Origin of the sequence: Sphingomonas hylomeconis (assembly GCF_025370105.1) — a bacterium.
In the GTDB taxonomy this organism is placed as follows: domain Bacteria; phylum Pseudomonadota; class Alphaproteobacteria; order Sphingomonadales; family Sphingomonadaceae; genus Sphingomonas; species Sphingomonas hylomeconis.
Genome location: NZ_JANQBK010000001.1, coordinates 568,692 through 583,755, shown reverse-complemented (window position 1 = coordinate 583,755; position 15,064 = coordinate 568,692). Strand labels below are relative to the sequence as shown.

The window sequence follows — 15,064 nt, the reverse complement described above, 5'->3', positions numbered from 1 at the left end:
AACGACATGACCGACACAAACCTCGAAACCTTCCGCACCGAAACCCGCGCCTGGCTCGCGGAAAACTGCCCGCCCGAAATGCGTGAGCCCGTCCGCTCCGACAAGGATGCGGTCTGGGGCGGGCGCGACCAGTCGATGCTCACGCCGGCGCAGAAGACGTGGATGGACAAGATGGCGGCCAAGGGCTGGACCGTCCCCGACTGGCCCAAGGCCTATGGCGGCGGCGGCCTGTCCCCGGCCGAAACCAAGATCCTGCGCGAGGAAATGGCCGCGATCCGCGCGCGCAACCCGCTCAACAGCTTCGGCATCTCGATGCTCGGGCCGGCATTGCTCAAATACGGCACCGAGGAGCAGAAGCTCAATCACCTGACCAAGATCGCGCGGGGCGAGATCCGCTGGTGCCAGGGCTATAGCGAGCCCAATGCCGGCTCCGATCTCGCCGCGCTGGCCACCTCGGCCGAGGACAAGGGCGACCATTATCTCGTCAACGGCCAGAAGGTCTGGACCAGCTATGCCGACAAGGCGGACTGGATCTTCTGCCTGGTCCGCACCGACAAGACGACCAAGCAGGGCGGCATCAGCTTCGTATTGTTCGACATGGCCAGCGAAGGCGTCTCGACCAAGCCGATCCTGCTGATCAGCGGCTATTCGCCCTTCTGCGAAACCTTCATGGACAATGTGAAGGTGCCCAAGGAAAACCTTGTTCACGAAGAGAATAAGGGCTGGGACGTCGCCAAGTATTTGCTCGGCCACGAACGCGAGATGATCTCCGGCATGGGTCTCGCCTCGAGCGGCGGCAACCCGCTGATCGACGGCGCGATCGCTACCGTCGGCCTCGATCATGACGGCCGCCTGGCCGATCCACTGCTCCGCGCGAGCATCGCCCTGTTCGAGGTCCGCTCCAAGGCGTTCGGCATGATGAGCGAGCGCTTCATCGACGAGCTGAAGGCCGGCCGCGCGCACCCCGCCCAGCCGAGCATGATGAAATATTACGGCACCGAGCTCAACAAGAGCCGCTACGAACTGATGATGGCCGCCGGCGGCAGCGACGCGCTCGAATGGGAAAGCGAGGCCTCGTCGGGCGGCGGCACCCCACGCGCCTGGCTGCGCACCAAGGCCAATTCGATCGAGGGCGGCACCAGCGAGGTCCAGCTCAACATCATCGCCAAGCGGATCCTGGAACTGCCCTCGGCCTAGCCCCGTCACCCACCGTCACCCCGGACTTGGTCCGGGGTCCACTCCTCCCCGAGTCCTTCGCCACCGAGGCACGGTGGACCCCGGAACAAGTCCGGGGTGACGTACAGGAAATGATGACATGCCCCTCTATCTCAACGACGAACAGCAGATGCTCCGCGACACCGCGAAGGATTTCATCGCCGAACACGCCCCCGTCTCCCACCTCCGCAAGCTCCGCGACGAGAACAACGCCGACGGCCTCTCCCGCGACCTGTGGAAGAGCTTCGCCGAGATGGGCTTCACCGGCATGTTGATGAGCGAGGCCGATGGCGGCCTCGGCCTCGGCCATGTCGAAGCCGGCGTGCTGCTCGAGGAAATCGGCCGCAACCTCTCCCCCTCCCCCTTCCTCACCACCGCCGTCGCCGCAGTCGAGGCGCTCAAGGGCACCTCGCACGCCGCCCGCTATTTCCCGGGCATCCTCTCCGGCGACACGATCGCCGCCTTGGCGATCGACGAAACCGCCAAGCATCGCGATGCCATTTCGCTGAAAGCCGAACGCTCCGGCAACGGCTTCAAGCTCCAGGGCAAGAAGCAGTTTGTCACGCACGGTCACATCGCCGACCTGATCATCGTCGCCGCGCGCACCGCCGGCAGCGCCGATGACGCGCAGGGCATCACGCTGTTCGCGCTCGACAAGGGCGCGGCGGGCTTGACCGCCAACGCCGAACGGCTGGCCGATTCCAGCCTCGCCGCGCGGCTCGACTTCGACGGCCTCGAGGTCGACGCCGATGCGGTCATCGGCGAGATCGATGCCGGCGCCGATCCGCTGGGGCGCCTGCTCCGCGCCGGCCGCACCGGCGCGGCGGCGGAATCGCTCGGCGTCGGCGCCGGCGCGATGGACATGACGGTCGGCTATCTCAAGGAACGCAAGCAGTTCGGCGTGACGATCGGCAGCTTCCAGGCGCTGCAGCACCGCGCCGCGCACCTCTACAGCGAAATGGAAGTCGCCCGCGCCGCGGTGATGAAGGCCGCGCAATTGCTCGATGCGGGTTCGCGTCAGGCCGACGACGCCGTGTCCGTCGCCAAGGCGATGACCACGCTCGCCACCACGCTCAGCGTGCAGGAAAGCGTGCAGATGCACGGCGGCATCGGCATGACCGACGAATATGATATCGGCTTCTACATGAAGCGCGCCCGCGTCCTCGCCGAAATGTTCGGCGACGCCAGCTTCCATGCCGACAAGATCGCCAGGGCCGCAGGCTACTGATCCTCCCCGGCACGGGGAGGGGGACCATTTGCTTCTTCAGCAAATGGTGGAGGGGGCCCTCCCCAGGCGCTACGCTGCCGGCCCGCCCCCGCCACCAGCTTGGCCGGTCCCCCTCCCCCACACGGGACGGAATAGTTAAGGTAAAACATGACCGACACGCCAACCCCTGAATCGCTCGCCACCGACCTCTGCGATCTGCTCGACATCGAGGAGATCGACACTGATCTCTATCGCGGCAAGCGCGGCAAGGACGGCTATGGTCGCGTGTTCGGCGGGCAGGTCATCGCCCAGGCGCTGCAGGCCGCGCAACGCTCGACCGACGCGCCCAAGATCGCGCATTCGCTCCACGCCTACTTCATGCGCCCGGGCAACGAGGATTTCCCGATCCTCTACCGCGTCGTGCGCGATTTCGAGGGCAAGAGCTTCGCCACGCGCCGCGTCATCGCGATGCAAAAGGGCCAGCCGATCCTCAACATGGCCTGCTCGCTGCAGATTCCCGAACAGGGCCTGCACCATCAGGATACGATGCCCGACGTGCCGGGGCCGGACGATCTCAAGACCGATACCGCGCTCCGGGCCGAGATGGTCGACCGGATTCCGGAACGCTTCCGCCGCAATTTCCTGAAAGCGCGCCCGATCGAGATCCGCCCGGTCTCCCCCCGCGCCTGGCTCAACCCGGTCAAGACCGAACCACGCCAGCAGACCTGGTTCCGCATCGCCGCGCCGATCGGCGACGATCCCGCGCTGCACCGCGCGATCCTGGCCTATGCGTCCGATATGGCGCTGCTCGGCACCGGTACGTTGCCGCACGGCGTCAACTGGATGACCCACAATCTGCAGACCGCCAGCCTCGATCATTCGATCTGGCTGCACGAGGACTTCCGCGCCGACGAATGGCTGCTCTACGCCTGCGACAGCCCTTGGGCTGGCCACGCGCGCAGCTTCAACCGCGGTCAGATCTATGCGCAGGACGGCCGCCTCGTCGCCAGCGTTGCGCAGGAAGGACTGATGCGCCTGCGCGAATAACCCTGTTCCGCTACGCGCAATCTGTGCCACGTTGCGCGCCATGCTCAATCGTCGCACGTTGCTCGCCCAAGCCGGGATCGCCGGCCTCGCCACCACCCTCCCCGCCATCGCGCAAGGCACCAGACCCGCCCCCGGCGACGCCGCCGCCAGCAAGACGCTCGCCGGCATCGCCGAGGAGCTGCTCGCCGACTTTCCCGAAGGCGCAACGCAGCTCGGCATCGACACCGGCGCCCGCGCCGCGCTCAAGGCCCGGCTCACCGATCACAGCCTCACCGCCGATCGCGCCCGCGCCGCCCGCATCGATACGCGGCGCGCACAGCTCGGCAAAATCGACCGCACCGCGCTCTCGCCGCAGGTCGCGCTCGACGTCGATGTCACGCAGGCGGCCTACGATCTCGCGCACGACGGCTTCGCCGCGCTGCCGCACGGCGATGTCGCGATCCTCAACCAGAACGCCTCCTATCGCAGCACGCCCTATATCGTCAGCCAGGGCACCGGTGCGTTCGCCGAAATCCCCGACATGCTGGAAAGCAAGCACAGCATCGCCACCCGCGCCGATGCCGACGCCTATCTCGCACGCCTCGAGTCCTATGCCGTGCAGCTCGACGCCGAGACCGCGCGCATCACGGCGGATGCCGCCGCCGGCGTCATCCTGCCGCGCTTCCTGATCGACATCACCGCCGCGCAGCTCGCCGCCGCCGCCGCGCAACCGGTGGCCGCGTGGAACCTCGTCACCACCTTCGCTGCCAAGACGAGCAAGGCCGCCCTGCCCGGCGCCTGGTCCGATCGCGCTGCCGGCATCGCTACCGGCAAGATCGCCCCCGCGCTCGCCCGTCAGGCCGCCACGTTCGAAGCACTCAAGCCCAAGGCCGGCGACACGCCCGGCATGTGGAATCTCCCCGGTGCCGAGCGCAGCTATGCCTGGCTGGTCGAGGCGGGCACGACCACCAAGCGCAGCCCCGAGGACATTCACCAGTCCGGCCTCGACCAGGTCGCCGCGCTCACCGCCGAGATGGACGTGCTGCTCAAGGCGCAGGGCCTGACCAAGGGCACCGTCGGCCAGCGCCTGATCGAACTCGGCAGGCGCCCCGATCTGCTCTACGCCAACACCGACAAGGGCCGCGCCGAGCTGCTCGCCTATCTCAACACCGTCGTCGCCGACATCCGCCCGCGCATGCGACAAGCGTTCAACAAGCTCGTTCCCGGCCGGCTCGACGTCAAGCGGGTGCCCCCCTCGATCGAGAACGGCATGCCGAACGGCTATGCCTCGGCCGGCTCGATCGACGGCAAGACGCCCGGCGCTTATTATATCAACCTCAAGGATACCGGCATATGGCCGCGCTTCGCCTTGCCCACGCTGACCTTCCACGAGGGCATTCCCGGCCATGTCTGGCAGGGCGAATATACCTACGACCTGCCGCTGATCCGCACCTTGCTGGCGTTCAACGCCTATAGCGAAGGCTGGGGTCTGTACGGCGAGCAGATCGGCGACGAGGTCGGCTTCTACGAAAAGGATCCGATCGGCCGCCTCGGCTACCTGCAATCGATGAACTTCCGCGCCAGCCGCCTCGTCGCCGACACCGGGCTGCACCACAAACGCTGGACGATGGCGCAGGCGACGCGCTGGTTCGGCGAGGCGACCGGCTACACGCCGTCGCAATGCCAGAGCGAGCTCAACCGCTATTGCGCCTGGCCGGGCCAGGCGCTCGGCTACAAGACCGGCCATAACGAGATCAATCGCCTGCGCACCAAGGCCCGCGCCGAGCTCGGCCCGCGCTTCGACGTCAAGGCGTTCAACGATCTCGTCGTCGGCACCGGCGGCGTGCCGCTCAGCGTGCTGGCGCAGATCGTCGATGCATGGATCGGCAAGTGGAAACCCTATTGAGGCACCGGCGAGCGTCCGCATTGGCGAGACGCCGCCGTTCGTCCCCGCGACCCTTCCCCACCGCCACGCGGCCCGCCCGCATCCGGGTAACTGCGTAGGGCGCGCGTCGCCCGTCGGCCTACAAGCATCAGCCTGTAGCGGGGAACGACGGATCGATGACGGGCCAGACCTTGCGTGACGATACCGTTCACCCGCCCACGCCGGCCATGACGAAGAAAGGGTTCCTGCGCACGCTGGGGCCCGGGCTCGTCACCGGTGCCGCCGATGACGATCCCAGCGGTATCGGCACGCACAGCCAGATCGGCGCGCAGTTCGGCTACGGCCTGGCCTGGACGTTCGTGCTGAGCTTCCCGCTGATGGTGGTGATCCAGCAGGTCGCCGTGGAGATCGGCCGCGTCACCGGCGCGGGCATCGCCCGCAACCTGCGCCGCCATTATCCGCGGCCCGTACTGTGGACGATGGTCTCGTTGTTGCTGATCGCCAATGTGATCAATCTCGGCGCCGATCTCAGCGCCATGGGCGCCGCGCTGGTGTTGCTGACCGGCGGCAATGCGGTGCTCTATACCCTGCTGTTCGGGACCCTGTGCGTGGTGCTCGAAGTGCTGCTGAACTATGCCCGCTACGCCGCGATCCTCAAATGGACCACGCTGTCGCTGTTCGCCTATGTCGCGGTGGTGGCGGTGGCGGGCGTGCCGTGGTCCCGCGCGCTGACCGCGCTGGTGGTGCCCGAGCTGCAATGGAACGCGGCCTATGCCACCGCATTCGTCGCCATCCTCGGCACCACGATCAGCCCCTATCTGTTCTTCTGGCAGGCCGGGCAGGAGATCGAGGAACAGCATCGCCACCACGCCAAGCCGCTGTGCATCGCGCCGCGCGAGGCCGGGCCCGAGCTCGCCCGTGTCCGCACCGACACGTTGGTCGGCATGGCGTTCAGCTCGATCGTGTCGCTGGCGATCGTCTTCGCCACCGCGGCGACGCTCAACGCCCACGGCATCACCGATATCACCACGTCGGCGCAGGCGGCCGAGGCGCTGCGCCCGATCGCCGGCCGCTTCGCCTTCGCCATGTTCGCGCTCGGCATCATCGGCACCGGCCTGCTCGCGGTGCCGGTGCTGGCCGGCTCGGCGGCCTATGCGGTCACCGAAATGACCGGCCGGGCCGGCAGCCTGGACGCCAAACCGCTGCAGGCACGCCTGTTCTACGCGACGATCGCGGTGACCACGCTGGCCGGGGCGGCGCTTACCTCGGTCGCGATCGATCCGGTCCGTGCCCTATACTGGGCAGCGGTGGTCAATGGCGTGCTGGCGGCACCGCTGATGGCGATGATGATGCTGATCGTCCGCAACAAGCGCGCAATGGGGCGGTTGACCCTACCGCTCGGCGCGACGGTGCTGGGCTGGGCGGCGACGCTGGTGATGGCCGTCGCCACGGTGATCTTCTTCGCCTTCACGCTTTAGCGCTGCGGCTCACCCGCGTCGCGCAACCGCCGTGCGGGCACCGGCCGCCGCGCCTCGCGAATGGCGACGCCGGTCACCACCGCGGCGGCGAGCACGATCGCGGCGACCGCCAACAGCCCGGCCGGCGATATCTGCGCGTGCAGATCGATTTCGAACCGTCTGCCGCGCACCCGGACGTTCGCCTTCGCCATCGTCGTGCCTCCCGTGCAGCCCCTTACACCGCCGTCTTGCCATATTCCTGCTTGGTCACCGGATGGCTCGACGACAGACCGCCGTCCACCGCGATCGCCTGGCCGTTGACATAGCTCGCATCATCCGACGCAAGGAACGCGGCGACCTTGGCCAGTTCCTCGGGCTGCGCGCCGCGGCGCAGCGGATTGAGCCGCCCGACGCGGTCCATCTTGCCCGCCTCCTTGGCATAATCGAACGTCGGCTTGGTCATCCCCGTCTCGGTCAGCCCCGGGCAGATCGCGTTGACGCGCACGTTCGAGCCGGACAATTGCTGCGCCGAGACCATCGCCAGGTTGATCACGCCCGCCTTGGACGCGGAATAGGCCGGCGACCCCGCCCCCGAACGGATCCCCGCCACGCTTGCGGTCAGCACGATCGCCCCACCGCCGCGTTCGGCGATCTTCGGCGCGGCATGCTTGATCGCCAGATAGGGCCCGATCAGGTTGACGCGCAGCACCTCGGTGATCAGCGCGACATCGGTATCGAAGATATTGGCCATGCCGCCGGAAATGCCGGCATTGGCGAACATCACGTCGAGCCCGCCATAATATTCGCCTGCGACGCTGACCGCGCGGATCACGTCCTCCTCCTTGCCCGCATCGATGATGATGCCGTGCGCCGTGCCCCCGGCCGCGACGATCATCTCCGCGGTTTCCTCCGCCGCCGCGGTGATGTCGGCGCACACCACCGACCCGCCTTCTTGCGCAAACAAGCGCGCCGCCGCCCGACCGATGCCCGAGCCCGCCCCGGTGACGATGATCGATTTGCCGCTGAACCGTGCCATATTTTCCTCCGTCAAATCGTCACCCCGCCGTCGATCACCATCGCCTGGCCGGTCATGAACGCGCTCGCCGGGCTGGCGAGGAACACCACGGCCCCGGCAATCTCCTCCGGTACGCCGATGCGGCGCAGCGGCACCGTATTGTTCGCCGCCGCGATCCGCGCCGGATCTTCCCACAAGGCACGCGCGAAATCGGTCTTGATCAGCCCGGGCGCAATGCAGTTGATGCGCACATTGTCCGGCCCGAATTCGTGCGCCAGGTTGCGCGCCAGCTGCATGTCCGCCGCCTTGGAAATGCCGTAGGCGCCGATCGTCGGCGTGCCGCGAATGCCCGCGATCGACGAGACGATCACGATCGCGCCGTCCTTGCGCTCGCGCATCTCCGGCGCGACCATCGAGATCAACCAGTGGTTCGAGACGATATTGTTGTCGAGAATCTTGCGGAACTGCTCGTCACTGATCCCCGATTGCGGCCCGTAATAGGGATTGGACGCAGCGTTGCAGACCAAAACGTCGATCGGCCCGAACGCGGCGCGCGTGGCATCCACGAGGTGCTGCAGCCCGGCCTTGTCCGAAATATTCGCCGCCACGGCAATCGCGGTGTCCGCGCCGAACCGCGCGTTGATCTCCGCCGCGACCGCGTCGCACGCCTCCTGCTTGCGGCTCGAGATAGCGACCTTCGCGCCCTGTTCGGCCAGCGCGATCGCGCTCGCCTTGCCAATGCCCTTGGTCGAACCGGTGACGATCGCCACCTTCCCCGTCAGATCGAATAGCGACATTCTGCCTCTCCTTCTTGTCTCCCCTCCCGCTTGCGGGAGGGGTCGGGGGAGGGCCTGCTCGCCAGCGAATGGCGCCTTATTGGGACACGCCCTCCCCTAGCCCCTCCCGCAAGCGGGAGGGGAATTTATGCCCCCGCCTTCACCGCAAAATCCCACGCCGCATCGGCCAGCCGGTACACGCCCGCCGCCGATTTCTCCGCCTGCGCGCTGGATGCCGTGCCCTCGACGATCCGCTTCTTGATCCCTTGGACGATCCCGGTCAGCCGGAACAGATTGTACGAGAAATACCAGTTGAGGTCCGGCACGCCGTCGCGCCCGGTGGCCGTGCAATAGCGCGTCACCATCTGCTCGATCGTCGGAATGCCCGTCTCCGCCCCGGTCATGCCCTTCACGCCCGAACGGCCTTCCGGCTCGGTCACCCAGCTCATCAGGAAATAGGAAAAGTCTGCCAGCGGATCGCCCAATGTCGACAATTCCCAGTCGAGCAACGCGATCACGCGCGGCTCGGTCTTGTGAAAGATCATATTGTCGATGCGGAAATCGCCATGCACCACCGAGGTGCGCGTCTGCTCCGGCACGGTCCGGCCGAGATAGTCGATCAGCCGCTCGACCGATTCCATATGCTCGGTCTCGGACGCGCGATACTGTTTGGTCCAGCGCGCTACCTGGCGCTCGAAATAATTGCCCGGCCGGCCATAGTCGCCCAGCCCCGCCGCGACATGATCGGTATTGTGGAGCGCGGCCAGCGTGTCGCACATCGCATTGTAGATGCCGGTCCGCTCCGCCGGCGCATAATCCGGCAGCGTCCCGTCCCACAGGTTGCGCCCGTCGGCGAAGCCCATGACGTAGAAATCCGTCCCCACCACATCGGGATCGGTGCACAGACCATATGGCCGCGCGACGGGAAAGCCGGTCGGGTACAGTCCCTCGATCACGCGATATTCGCGGTCCACCGCGTGCGCCGAGGGCAGCAGATTGCCGAACGGCTTGCGCCGCAGCACATAGGTGCCGGACGGCGACGTGATCTTGAACGTCGGGTTGGACTGCCCGCCGGAAAATTTCGAATAGCGCAAGGGTCCTTCGAACCCCTCGACATTGTCCGCCATCCAGGCGGTCAGCTTCGCTTCGTCGAGCCGGTCCTTCTCCGGCACATCCATCGTCTGCGGGGATTCATCCATCATGCGAACTCGATCACCGAGCGCACCGTATCGCCGGTGCGCAACTTGCCCATCGCTGCGTTTACGTCCTCGAGCCTGATCCGCTCCGCCACCATCGTGTCGAGATCGAGCTTGCCGTCGAGATACAGTTGCACGAGTCGCGGCATGTCGATCGGGAAGCGCGTCGATCCCAGCAGCGAGCCTTGCAGCTTCTTGCCCGTCAGGAAGGTTGGCCCCGGGATCTTCACCTCGCCGCCCGGCGCGATCATGCCGAGGATCGTCGCCGTGCCGCCGCGGCGCAGGATATTCCACGCCAGCTCCGCGGTGTTCGGACGGCCGACCGCCTCGATCGCATAATGCACGCCGCCGCCGGTCAGCCCGATCACCTTCTTGGTCAGGTCCGGGTCCATCGCATCGAAGCCGTGCGTCGCGCCGAGTTTCTCCGCCAGCGCCAATTTGTCCGCCACCGGATCGATCGCGATGATCTGCCCCGCGCCGGCGATCTTGGCTGCGTTGATCGCCGCAAGGCCAATCCCGCCGCAGCCGATCACCGCCACCGTCTCGCCCGGCCGCAGCTGGCTGTCGTTGAAGATCGCGCCCGCCCCCGTGATCACCGCGCAGCCGAGCAGCGCGGCGCGATCCATCGGCATCTCCTTCGAGATCGCGACGCAGGCATTTTCGTGCACCAGCATCATCTCGGCATAGGCCGAGAGGTTGAGGAATGGCGCCAGCGGCGTGCCGTCGTTCAGGCTCAGCCGCGGCGGCGCGCCCTTTGCCCGCCGCGTCGAGGGATCGATGCACAGGCTCGGCCGCCCGCTCACGCAGAACTCGCACGCGCCACAGAATACGGTGAAGAAGGTGATGACATGATCGCCGACCTTGAGATGCGCGACGTCCGAGCCGACCGCCTCGACGATCCCCGCCGCCTCATGCCCCGGCACGGTCGGCATCGGGTGCGGGAAGGCACCATCGATAAAATGCAGATCGCTGCGGCACACGCCGACCGCCATCGTGCGGATCAGCACTTCGCGCGGCCCCGGATCGGAAACGCGGATGTCCTCGATCACCAGATCGGTCTTGGGGGCGTAAAGGACTGCTGCTTTCACATTATCTCCCTCTCCCCTCGGGGGAGAGGGCCGGGGAGAGGGGCAGTCCCTCCTCCGGCCCGTATCTGCATTGATCGCGGACTGCCCGCTTCCCTGCCCTGTCCCCGCAAGCGGGGAGAGGGCGTCGGCTTATCGCCGCACCGCATCCTTCGCCGCGACCGCCGCGGGCAGATCGGCATATTTGCCGAACTCGTTGCGCGCGATCGCCCGGTTGTGCACTTCGTCCGGCCCGTCTGCGAACCGCAAGGTGCGCATGTTGGCCCAATCATGCGCCAGCCGGAAATCGCCCGAAACGCCGCCGCCGCCATGCGCCTGCACGGCATCGTCGAGGATCTTCAGCGCCATGTTGGGCGCCTGCACCTTGATCATGGCGATTTCCTGTTGCGCGCTCTTGTTGCCGGCACGGTCCATCATGTCCGCGGCCTTGAGGCACAACAGCCGCGTCATCTCGATATCGATCCGCGCCCGCGCGATCCGCTCTTCCCATACCGACTGGTCGGCGATGCGCTTGCCGAACGCGACGCGGGTCAGCAGGCGCTTGGCCATCGCCTCGATGCCCGTCTCGGCCACGCCGATCGTGCGCATGCAGTGATGGATCCGGCCCGGCCCCAGCCGCCCCTGCGCGATCTCGAACCCGCGGCCTTCGCCGAGCAGCAGGTTGTCCACCGGCACGCGCACGTCCTTCAGCACCACTTCGCCATGGCCGTGCGGCGCATGATCATAGCCATAGACGCTGAGCATGCGCTTGATCGTCACGCCGGGCGCGTCCATCGGCACCAGGATCTGGCTCTGCTGGCTGTGCCGCGCGCCTTCCGGATTGGTCTTGCCCATCACGATCGCCACCGCGCAGCGCGGATCGCCGACGCCGCTCGACCACCATTTGGTACCGTTGATGACATAGTCGTCGCCGTCACGGACCATCGAGGTCTCGATATTGGTCGCATCCGACGAGGCGACCGCCGGTTCGGTCATCAGGAAGGCCGAGCGGATTTCGCCATTCATCAACGGCGTGAGCCAGCGTTCCTTCTGCGCGCGCGTACCGTAGCGATGAAACACTTCCATATTGCCGGTGTCCGGCGCCGAGCAGTTGAACACTTCCGAGGCCCAGCCGACCTTGCCCATCTCTTCGGCGCACAGCGCATATTCGAGATTGCTGAGCTGCGTGCCTTCGAACTCGAAGGTATCGTCGACATGGTTCTGCCCGGAATGCGGCGGCATGAAGAAATTCCACAGGCCGGCCTCCTTGGCCTTCACCTTCATGTCCTCGATCACCTGGATGACCTTCCAGCGCTCTCCGGCACGTGCCTGCTCATCATACACATCCTGCCGCGGCCGGATGTTCTGGTCGATGAAATCGCGCACCCGATCCCGGAAATAGGTCTCCCGCTCGCTCAGCGTGAAATCCATGATCTCTCTCCTCAAAACCGCTCTGGCTGATCACCGTTTGACCGTTGGGTAGACCGTACCGCGTTTTCGGTAAAGCCGCCGCACGACAAATTTTGCCCGCTAGGACAGGCCCGGAAAAAAGACTGTCTCTTCTAAAGGAAGTTGATAGACATGGATCATGGCGACCGACCCCACGCTCCTCGACGAAGAAAGCGGCACCAAGCGGTTCCGCGCCAAGCGCGACGCAATCCTGGCCGCCGCGGCCCAGGCGATCAACGAACAAAGCGCCAAGGGCATGACCTTTGCCGATGTCGCGCGCCGCGTCGGCCTCAACACGACCAGCGTCACCTATTATTTCAAGCGCAAGGAGGACCTCGCGTCCGCCTGTTTCGAAAACACGCTGGATCGGCTGCAGGCGATGCTCGACGAAGCGCTGCGCGAGCCGACGCCGCAGGCGCGCGTCGCGAAATATCTCTCGATCAACATGGGCCGGCTCGCCGCGATCCATGCCGGCACGCAGACGCCGTTCGCCGTGCTGTCCGATCTGCGCGCGATGGAAGAACCGGCGCGCGGCCAGCTGATGACCGCCTGGCGCGACGTGTTCCGCAAGACCCGCACGCTCTGGGGCCCGGCCAAGAACCGTGCGGAAACCGATCTGCGCGGCGCGCGCGCTCACGTCCTGCTCGAGAACACCTTCTGGCTGCCGGTCTGGCTGACCCGCTACGATCCCGATCAGTTCGCGCGCGTCGAGGCGCGGCTGATGGACGTATTCGAACACGGCATCGCCGCGCCCGGCCAGAACTGGGCGCCCGGGCTGGTCGATCTCGACCATAACAGTGCGGAGCCCGGCCGCGCCGCATTCCTGCTCGCTGCCACGCGGCTGATCAACGAGCTCGGCTATCGCGGCGCTTCGGTGCAGAAGATCGCCTCGGAGCTCAACGTCACCAAGGGCAGCTTCTATCATCATCTCGATGCCAAGGACGATCTCGTCATCGCCTGCTACAAGCGCAGTTTCGATACGATCGCCGACGCGCAGCATCTCGCGGACGAAGCCGGCGGCAGCCACTGGCAGCGGCTGACCAGCACGATCGCTACCCTGCTCGACGTGCAGTTCTCGGAACGCGGGCCGCTGCTGCGCACCACGGCCTTGTCCGGCCTGCCGTTCGGCGTGCGCGCGGAGATGCTCGAACGCTCGAACCGCATCGCCCGGCGCTATGCCGGCACGATGAGCGACGGCATCGCCGAAGGCTCGATCCGCCCGGTCGACGCCCTGGTCGCCGCGCAAGCGCTGATGGCACTGCAGAATGCCGCGTTCGACATGCGCAAATGGGCCGCGACGATGCCGCGCGACAAGGCGGTGGCCTTCTATGCCTCGACGCTGGCGTTCGGCCTGTTCGATGATCGGGTGCTGTCGCAATAGGAATAGTGCGGCGCGCCGGCGCTTTCGCCTGCGATGGCGGTGGAAGCGCGGTGCGGCGCACGATATCGTCTATCGCATGATCGATCCCGGCAGGTGCCGGGGAAGCAATTCAGTGTGGAGTATATCATGACCGGCATGGGCCAATTCGACTGGGCCGACCCCTTCCTGCTCGACGACCTGCTCGAGGATGACGAGCGCATGATCCGCGACACCGCGCGCGCTTATGCGCAGGAAAAGCTCGCGCCGCGCATCATCGATGCATTCCAGAACGAGGTCACCGATGTCGCGATCTTCCGCGAGATGGGCGAACTCGGCCTGCTCGGCCCCACCGTGCCGGAGCAATATGGGGGCGTCGGTGCGAGCTACGTCGCCTACGGCCTGGTCGCGCGCGAGGTCGAGCGGATCGACAGCGGCTACCGCTCGATGATGAGCGTGCAGTCGAGCCTCGTCATGTATCCGATCTATGCCTACGGCTCCGAAGCGCAGAAGATGAAATATCTGCCCAAGCTGGCGAGCGGCGAATATATCGGCTGCTTCGGCCTGACCGAGCCCGATGCCGGCTCCGACCCCGGCGGCATGACGACGCGCGCGCGCAAGGTCGATGGCGGCTATGTCATCTCCGGCGCCAAGACCTGGATCAGCAACGCGCCGATCGCTGACGTGTTCGTCGTCTGGGCGAAGTCCGACGAGCATGGTGGCGGCATCCGCGGCTTCATCCTCGACAAGGGCATGAAGGGCCTGGAGACGCCGAAGATCGAAGGCAAGCTGAGCCTGCGCGCCTCGATTACGGGCATGATCATGATGGACGAGGTCGAGGTCGGCGAGGACGCGCTGCTGCCCGACGTGCAGGGCCTCAAGGGCCCGTTCGGCTGCCTCAACCGCGCGCGCTACGGCATCAGCTGGGGCGCGCTCGGCGCCGCCGAATTCTGCATGCACGCGGCGCGCCAATACGGCCTCGACCGCCAGCAATTCGGCAAGCCGCTCGCCGCCAATCAGCTCTACCAGAAGAAGCTCGCCGACATGCAGACCGAGATCGCGCTCGGGCTGCAGGCCAGCCTGCGCGTCGGTCGCCTGATGGACGAAGGCCGCTTCGCGCCGGAAATGGTCTCGATCGTCAAGCGCAACAATGTCGGCAAGGCGCTCGATATCGCGCGCATGAGCCGCGACATGCATGGCGGTAACGGCATTTCGGGCGAATATCAGATCATGCGCCACATGATGAACCTCGAGACGGTCAACACCTATGAGGGTGCGCATGACGTGCACGCGCTGATCCTCGGCCGCGCGATCACGGGGATCGCGGCGTTCTGATGCACGCCGGCGGCCCACCCCCTACCGTCACCCCGGGCTTGACCCGGGGTCCCGCTTCTTCTGCTCGACCGGGCAGAGAAGC

Annotated in this window: 13 protein-coding genes; 7 read left to right on the top strand and 6 right to left on the bottom strand. The window is 66.4% G+C overall.

All coding sequences use genetic code 11. From position 1 onward, the window contains the following. The first annotated feature begins 6 nt into the window (after nucleotides 1-6). The 5 genes from NV401_RS02860 to NV401_RS02840 all read left to right on the top strand — a co-directional run bounded on the left by NV401_RS02860 (nucleotide 7) and on the right by NV401_RS02840 (nucleotide 6,811). On the top strand, nucleotides 7-1,197 hold the full coding sequence (locus NV401_RS02860) for an acyl-CoA dehydrogenase family protein (RefSeq protein WP_261292860.1): 1,191 nt from the start codon (nucleotides 7-9) through the stop codon (nucleotides 1,195-1,197). A gap of 118 nt (nucleotides 1,198-1,315) precedes the next feature. Further along, nucleotides 1,316-2,443 (top strand): acyl-CoA dehydrogenase family protein, encoded by a 1,128-nt coding sequence (locus NV401_RS02855; protein ID WP_261292859.1) that lies wholly within the window; start codon nucleotides 1,316-1,318, stop codon nucleotides 2,441-2,443. Between the two features lie 147 nt (nucleotides 2,444-2,590). Then, nucleotides 2,591-3,469: an acyl-CoA thioesterase gene (locus tag NV401_RS02850; RefSeq protein WP_261292858.1), complete on the top strand. Its 879-nt coding sequence runs from the start codon at nucleotides 2,591-2,593 to the stop codon at nucleotides 3,467-3,469. Nucleotides 3,470-3,509: 40 nt separating this feature from the next. After that, nucleotides 3,510-5,354, top strand: a complete 1,845-nt coding sequence (locus NV401_RS02845) for a DUF885 domain-containing protein (protein ID WP_261292857.1) — start codon at nucleotides 3,510-3,512, stop codon at nucleotides 5,352-5,354. Between the two features lie 155 nt (nucleotides 5,355-5,509). Beyond that, nucleotides 5,510-6,811, top strand: a complete 1,302-nt coding sequence (locus tag NV401_RS02840; protein WP_261292856.1) for an NRAMP family divalent metal transporter — start codon at nucleotides 5,510-5,512, stop codon at nucleotides 6,809-6,811. On the opposite strand, the gene NV401_RS02835 is transcribed toward NV401_RS02840, so the two are convergent. The 6 genes from NV401_RS02835 to NV401_RS02810 form a co-directional block, all read right to left on the bottom strand. After that, on the bottom strand, nucleotides 6,808-7,002 hold the full coding sequence (locus NV401_RS02835; RefSeq protein WP_261292855.1) for a hypothetical protein: 195 nt from the start codon (nucleotides 7,000-7,002) through the stop codon (nucleotides 6,808-6,810). The two genes, NV401_RS02840 and NV401_RS02835, sit on opposite strands and share 4 nt — an antisense overlap. Nucleotides 7,003-7,025: 23 nt before the next feature. Continuing rightward, nucleotides 7,026-7,826, bottom strand: coding sequence for an SDR family NAD(P)-dependent oxidoreductase (locus NV401_RS02830; RefSeq protein ID WP_261292854.1), 801 nt, complete (start codon nucleotides 7,824-7,826; stop codon nucleotides 7,026-7,028). Nucleotides 7,827-7,837: 11 nt separating this feature from the next. Next, nucleotides 7,838-8,602: an SDR family NAD(P)-dependent oxidoreductase gene (locus NV401_RS02825; RefSeq protein WP_261292853.1), complete on the bottom strand. Its 765-nt coding sequence runs from the start codon at nucleotides 8,600-8,602 to the stop codon at nucleotides 7,838-7,840. A 125-nt stretch (nucleotides 8,603-8,727) separates the two neighbouring features. Continuing rightward, nucleotides 8,728-9,780, bottom strand: coding sequence for a phosphotransferase family protein (locus tag NV401_RS02820; protein WP_261293064.1), 1,053 nt, complete (start codon nucleotides 9,778-9,780; stop codon nucleotides 8,728-8,730). Next, entirely contained in the window at nucleotides 9,780-10,865 is a 1,086-nt protein-coding gene (locus NV401_RS02815; protein WP_261292852.1) for a Zn-dependent alcohol dehydrogenase, read from the bottom strand. Before NV401_RS02815 ends, NV401_RS02820 begins: the two co-directional genes overlap by 1 nt. Nucleotides 10,866-10,994: 129 nt before the next feature. Continuing rightward, nucleotides 10,995-12,272 (bottom strand): acyl-CoA dehydrogenase family protein, encoded by a 1,278-nt coding sequence (locus tag NV401_RS02810; RefSeq protein WP_261292851.1) that lies wholly within the window; start codon nucleotides 12,270-12,272, stop codon nucleotides 10,995-10,997. 157 nt (nucleotides 12,273-12,429) lie between these two features. Between NV401_RS02810 and NV401_RS02805 the strand changes: the two genes are divergently transcribed. Together NV401_RS02805 and NV401_RS02800 are read left to right on the top strand one after the other, a co-directional pair. Further along, nucleotides 12,430-13,671 carry a TetR/AcrR family transcriptional regulator gene (locus NV401_RS02805; RefSeq protein ID WP_261292850.1) on the top strand — a complete coding sequence of 414 codons (1,242 nt, stop codon included), beginning with the start codon at nucleotides 12,430-12,432 and terminating at the stop codon, nucleotides 13,669-13,671. A 126-nt stretch (nucleotides 13,672-13,797) separates the two neighbouring features. After that, a complete protein-coding gene (locus NV401_RS02800; protein ID WP_261292849.1) occupies nucleotides 13,798-14,982 on the top strand; it encodes an acyl-CoA dehydrogenase in 1,185 nt (394 codons plus the stop codon). Nucleotides 14,983-15,064: the final 82 nt, after the last annotated feature.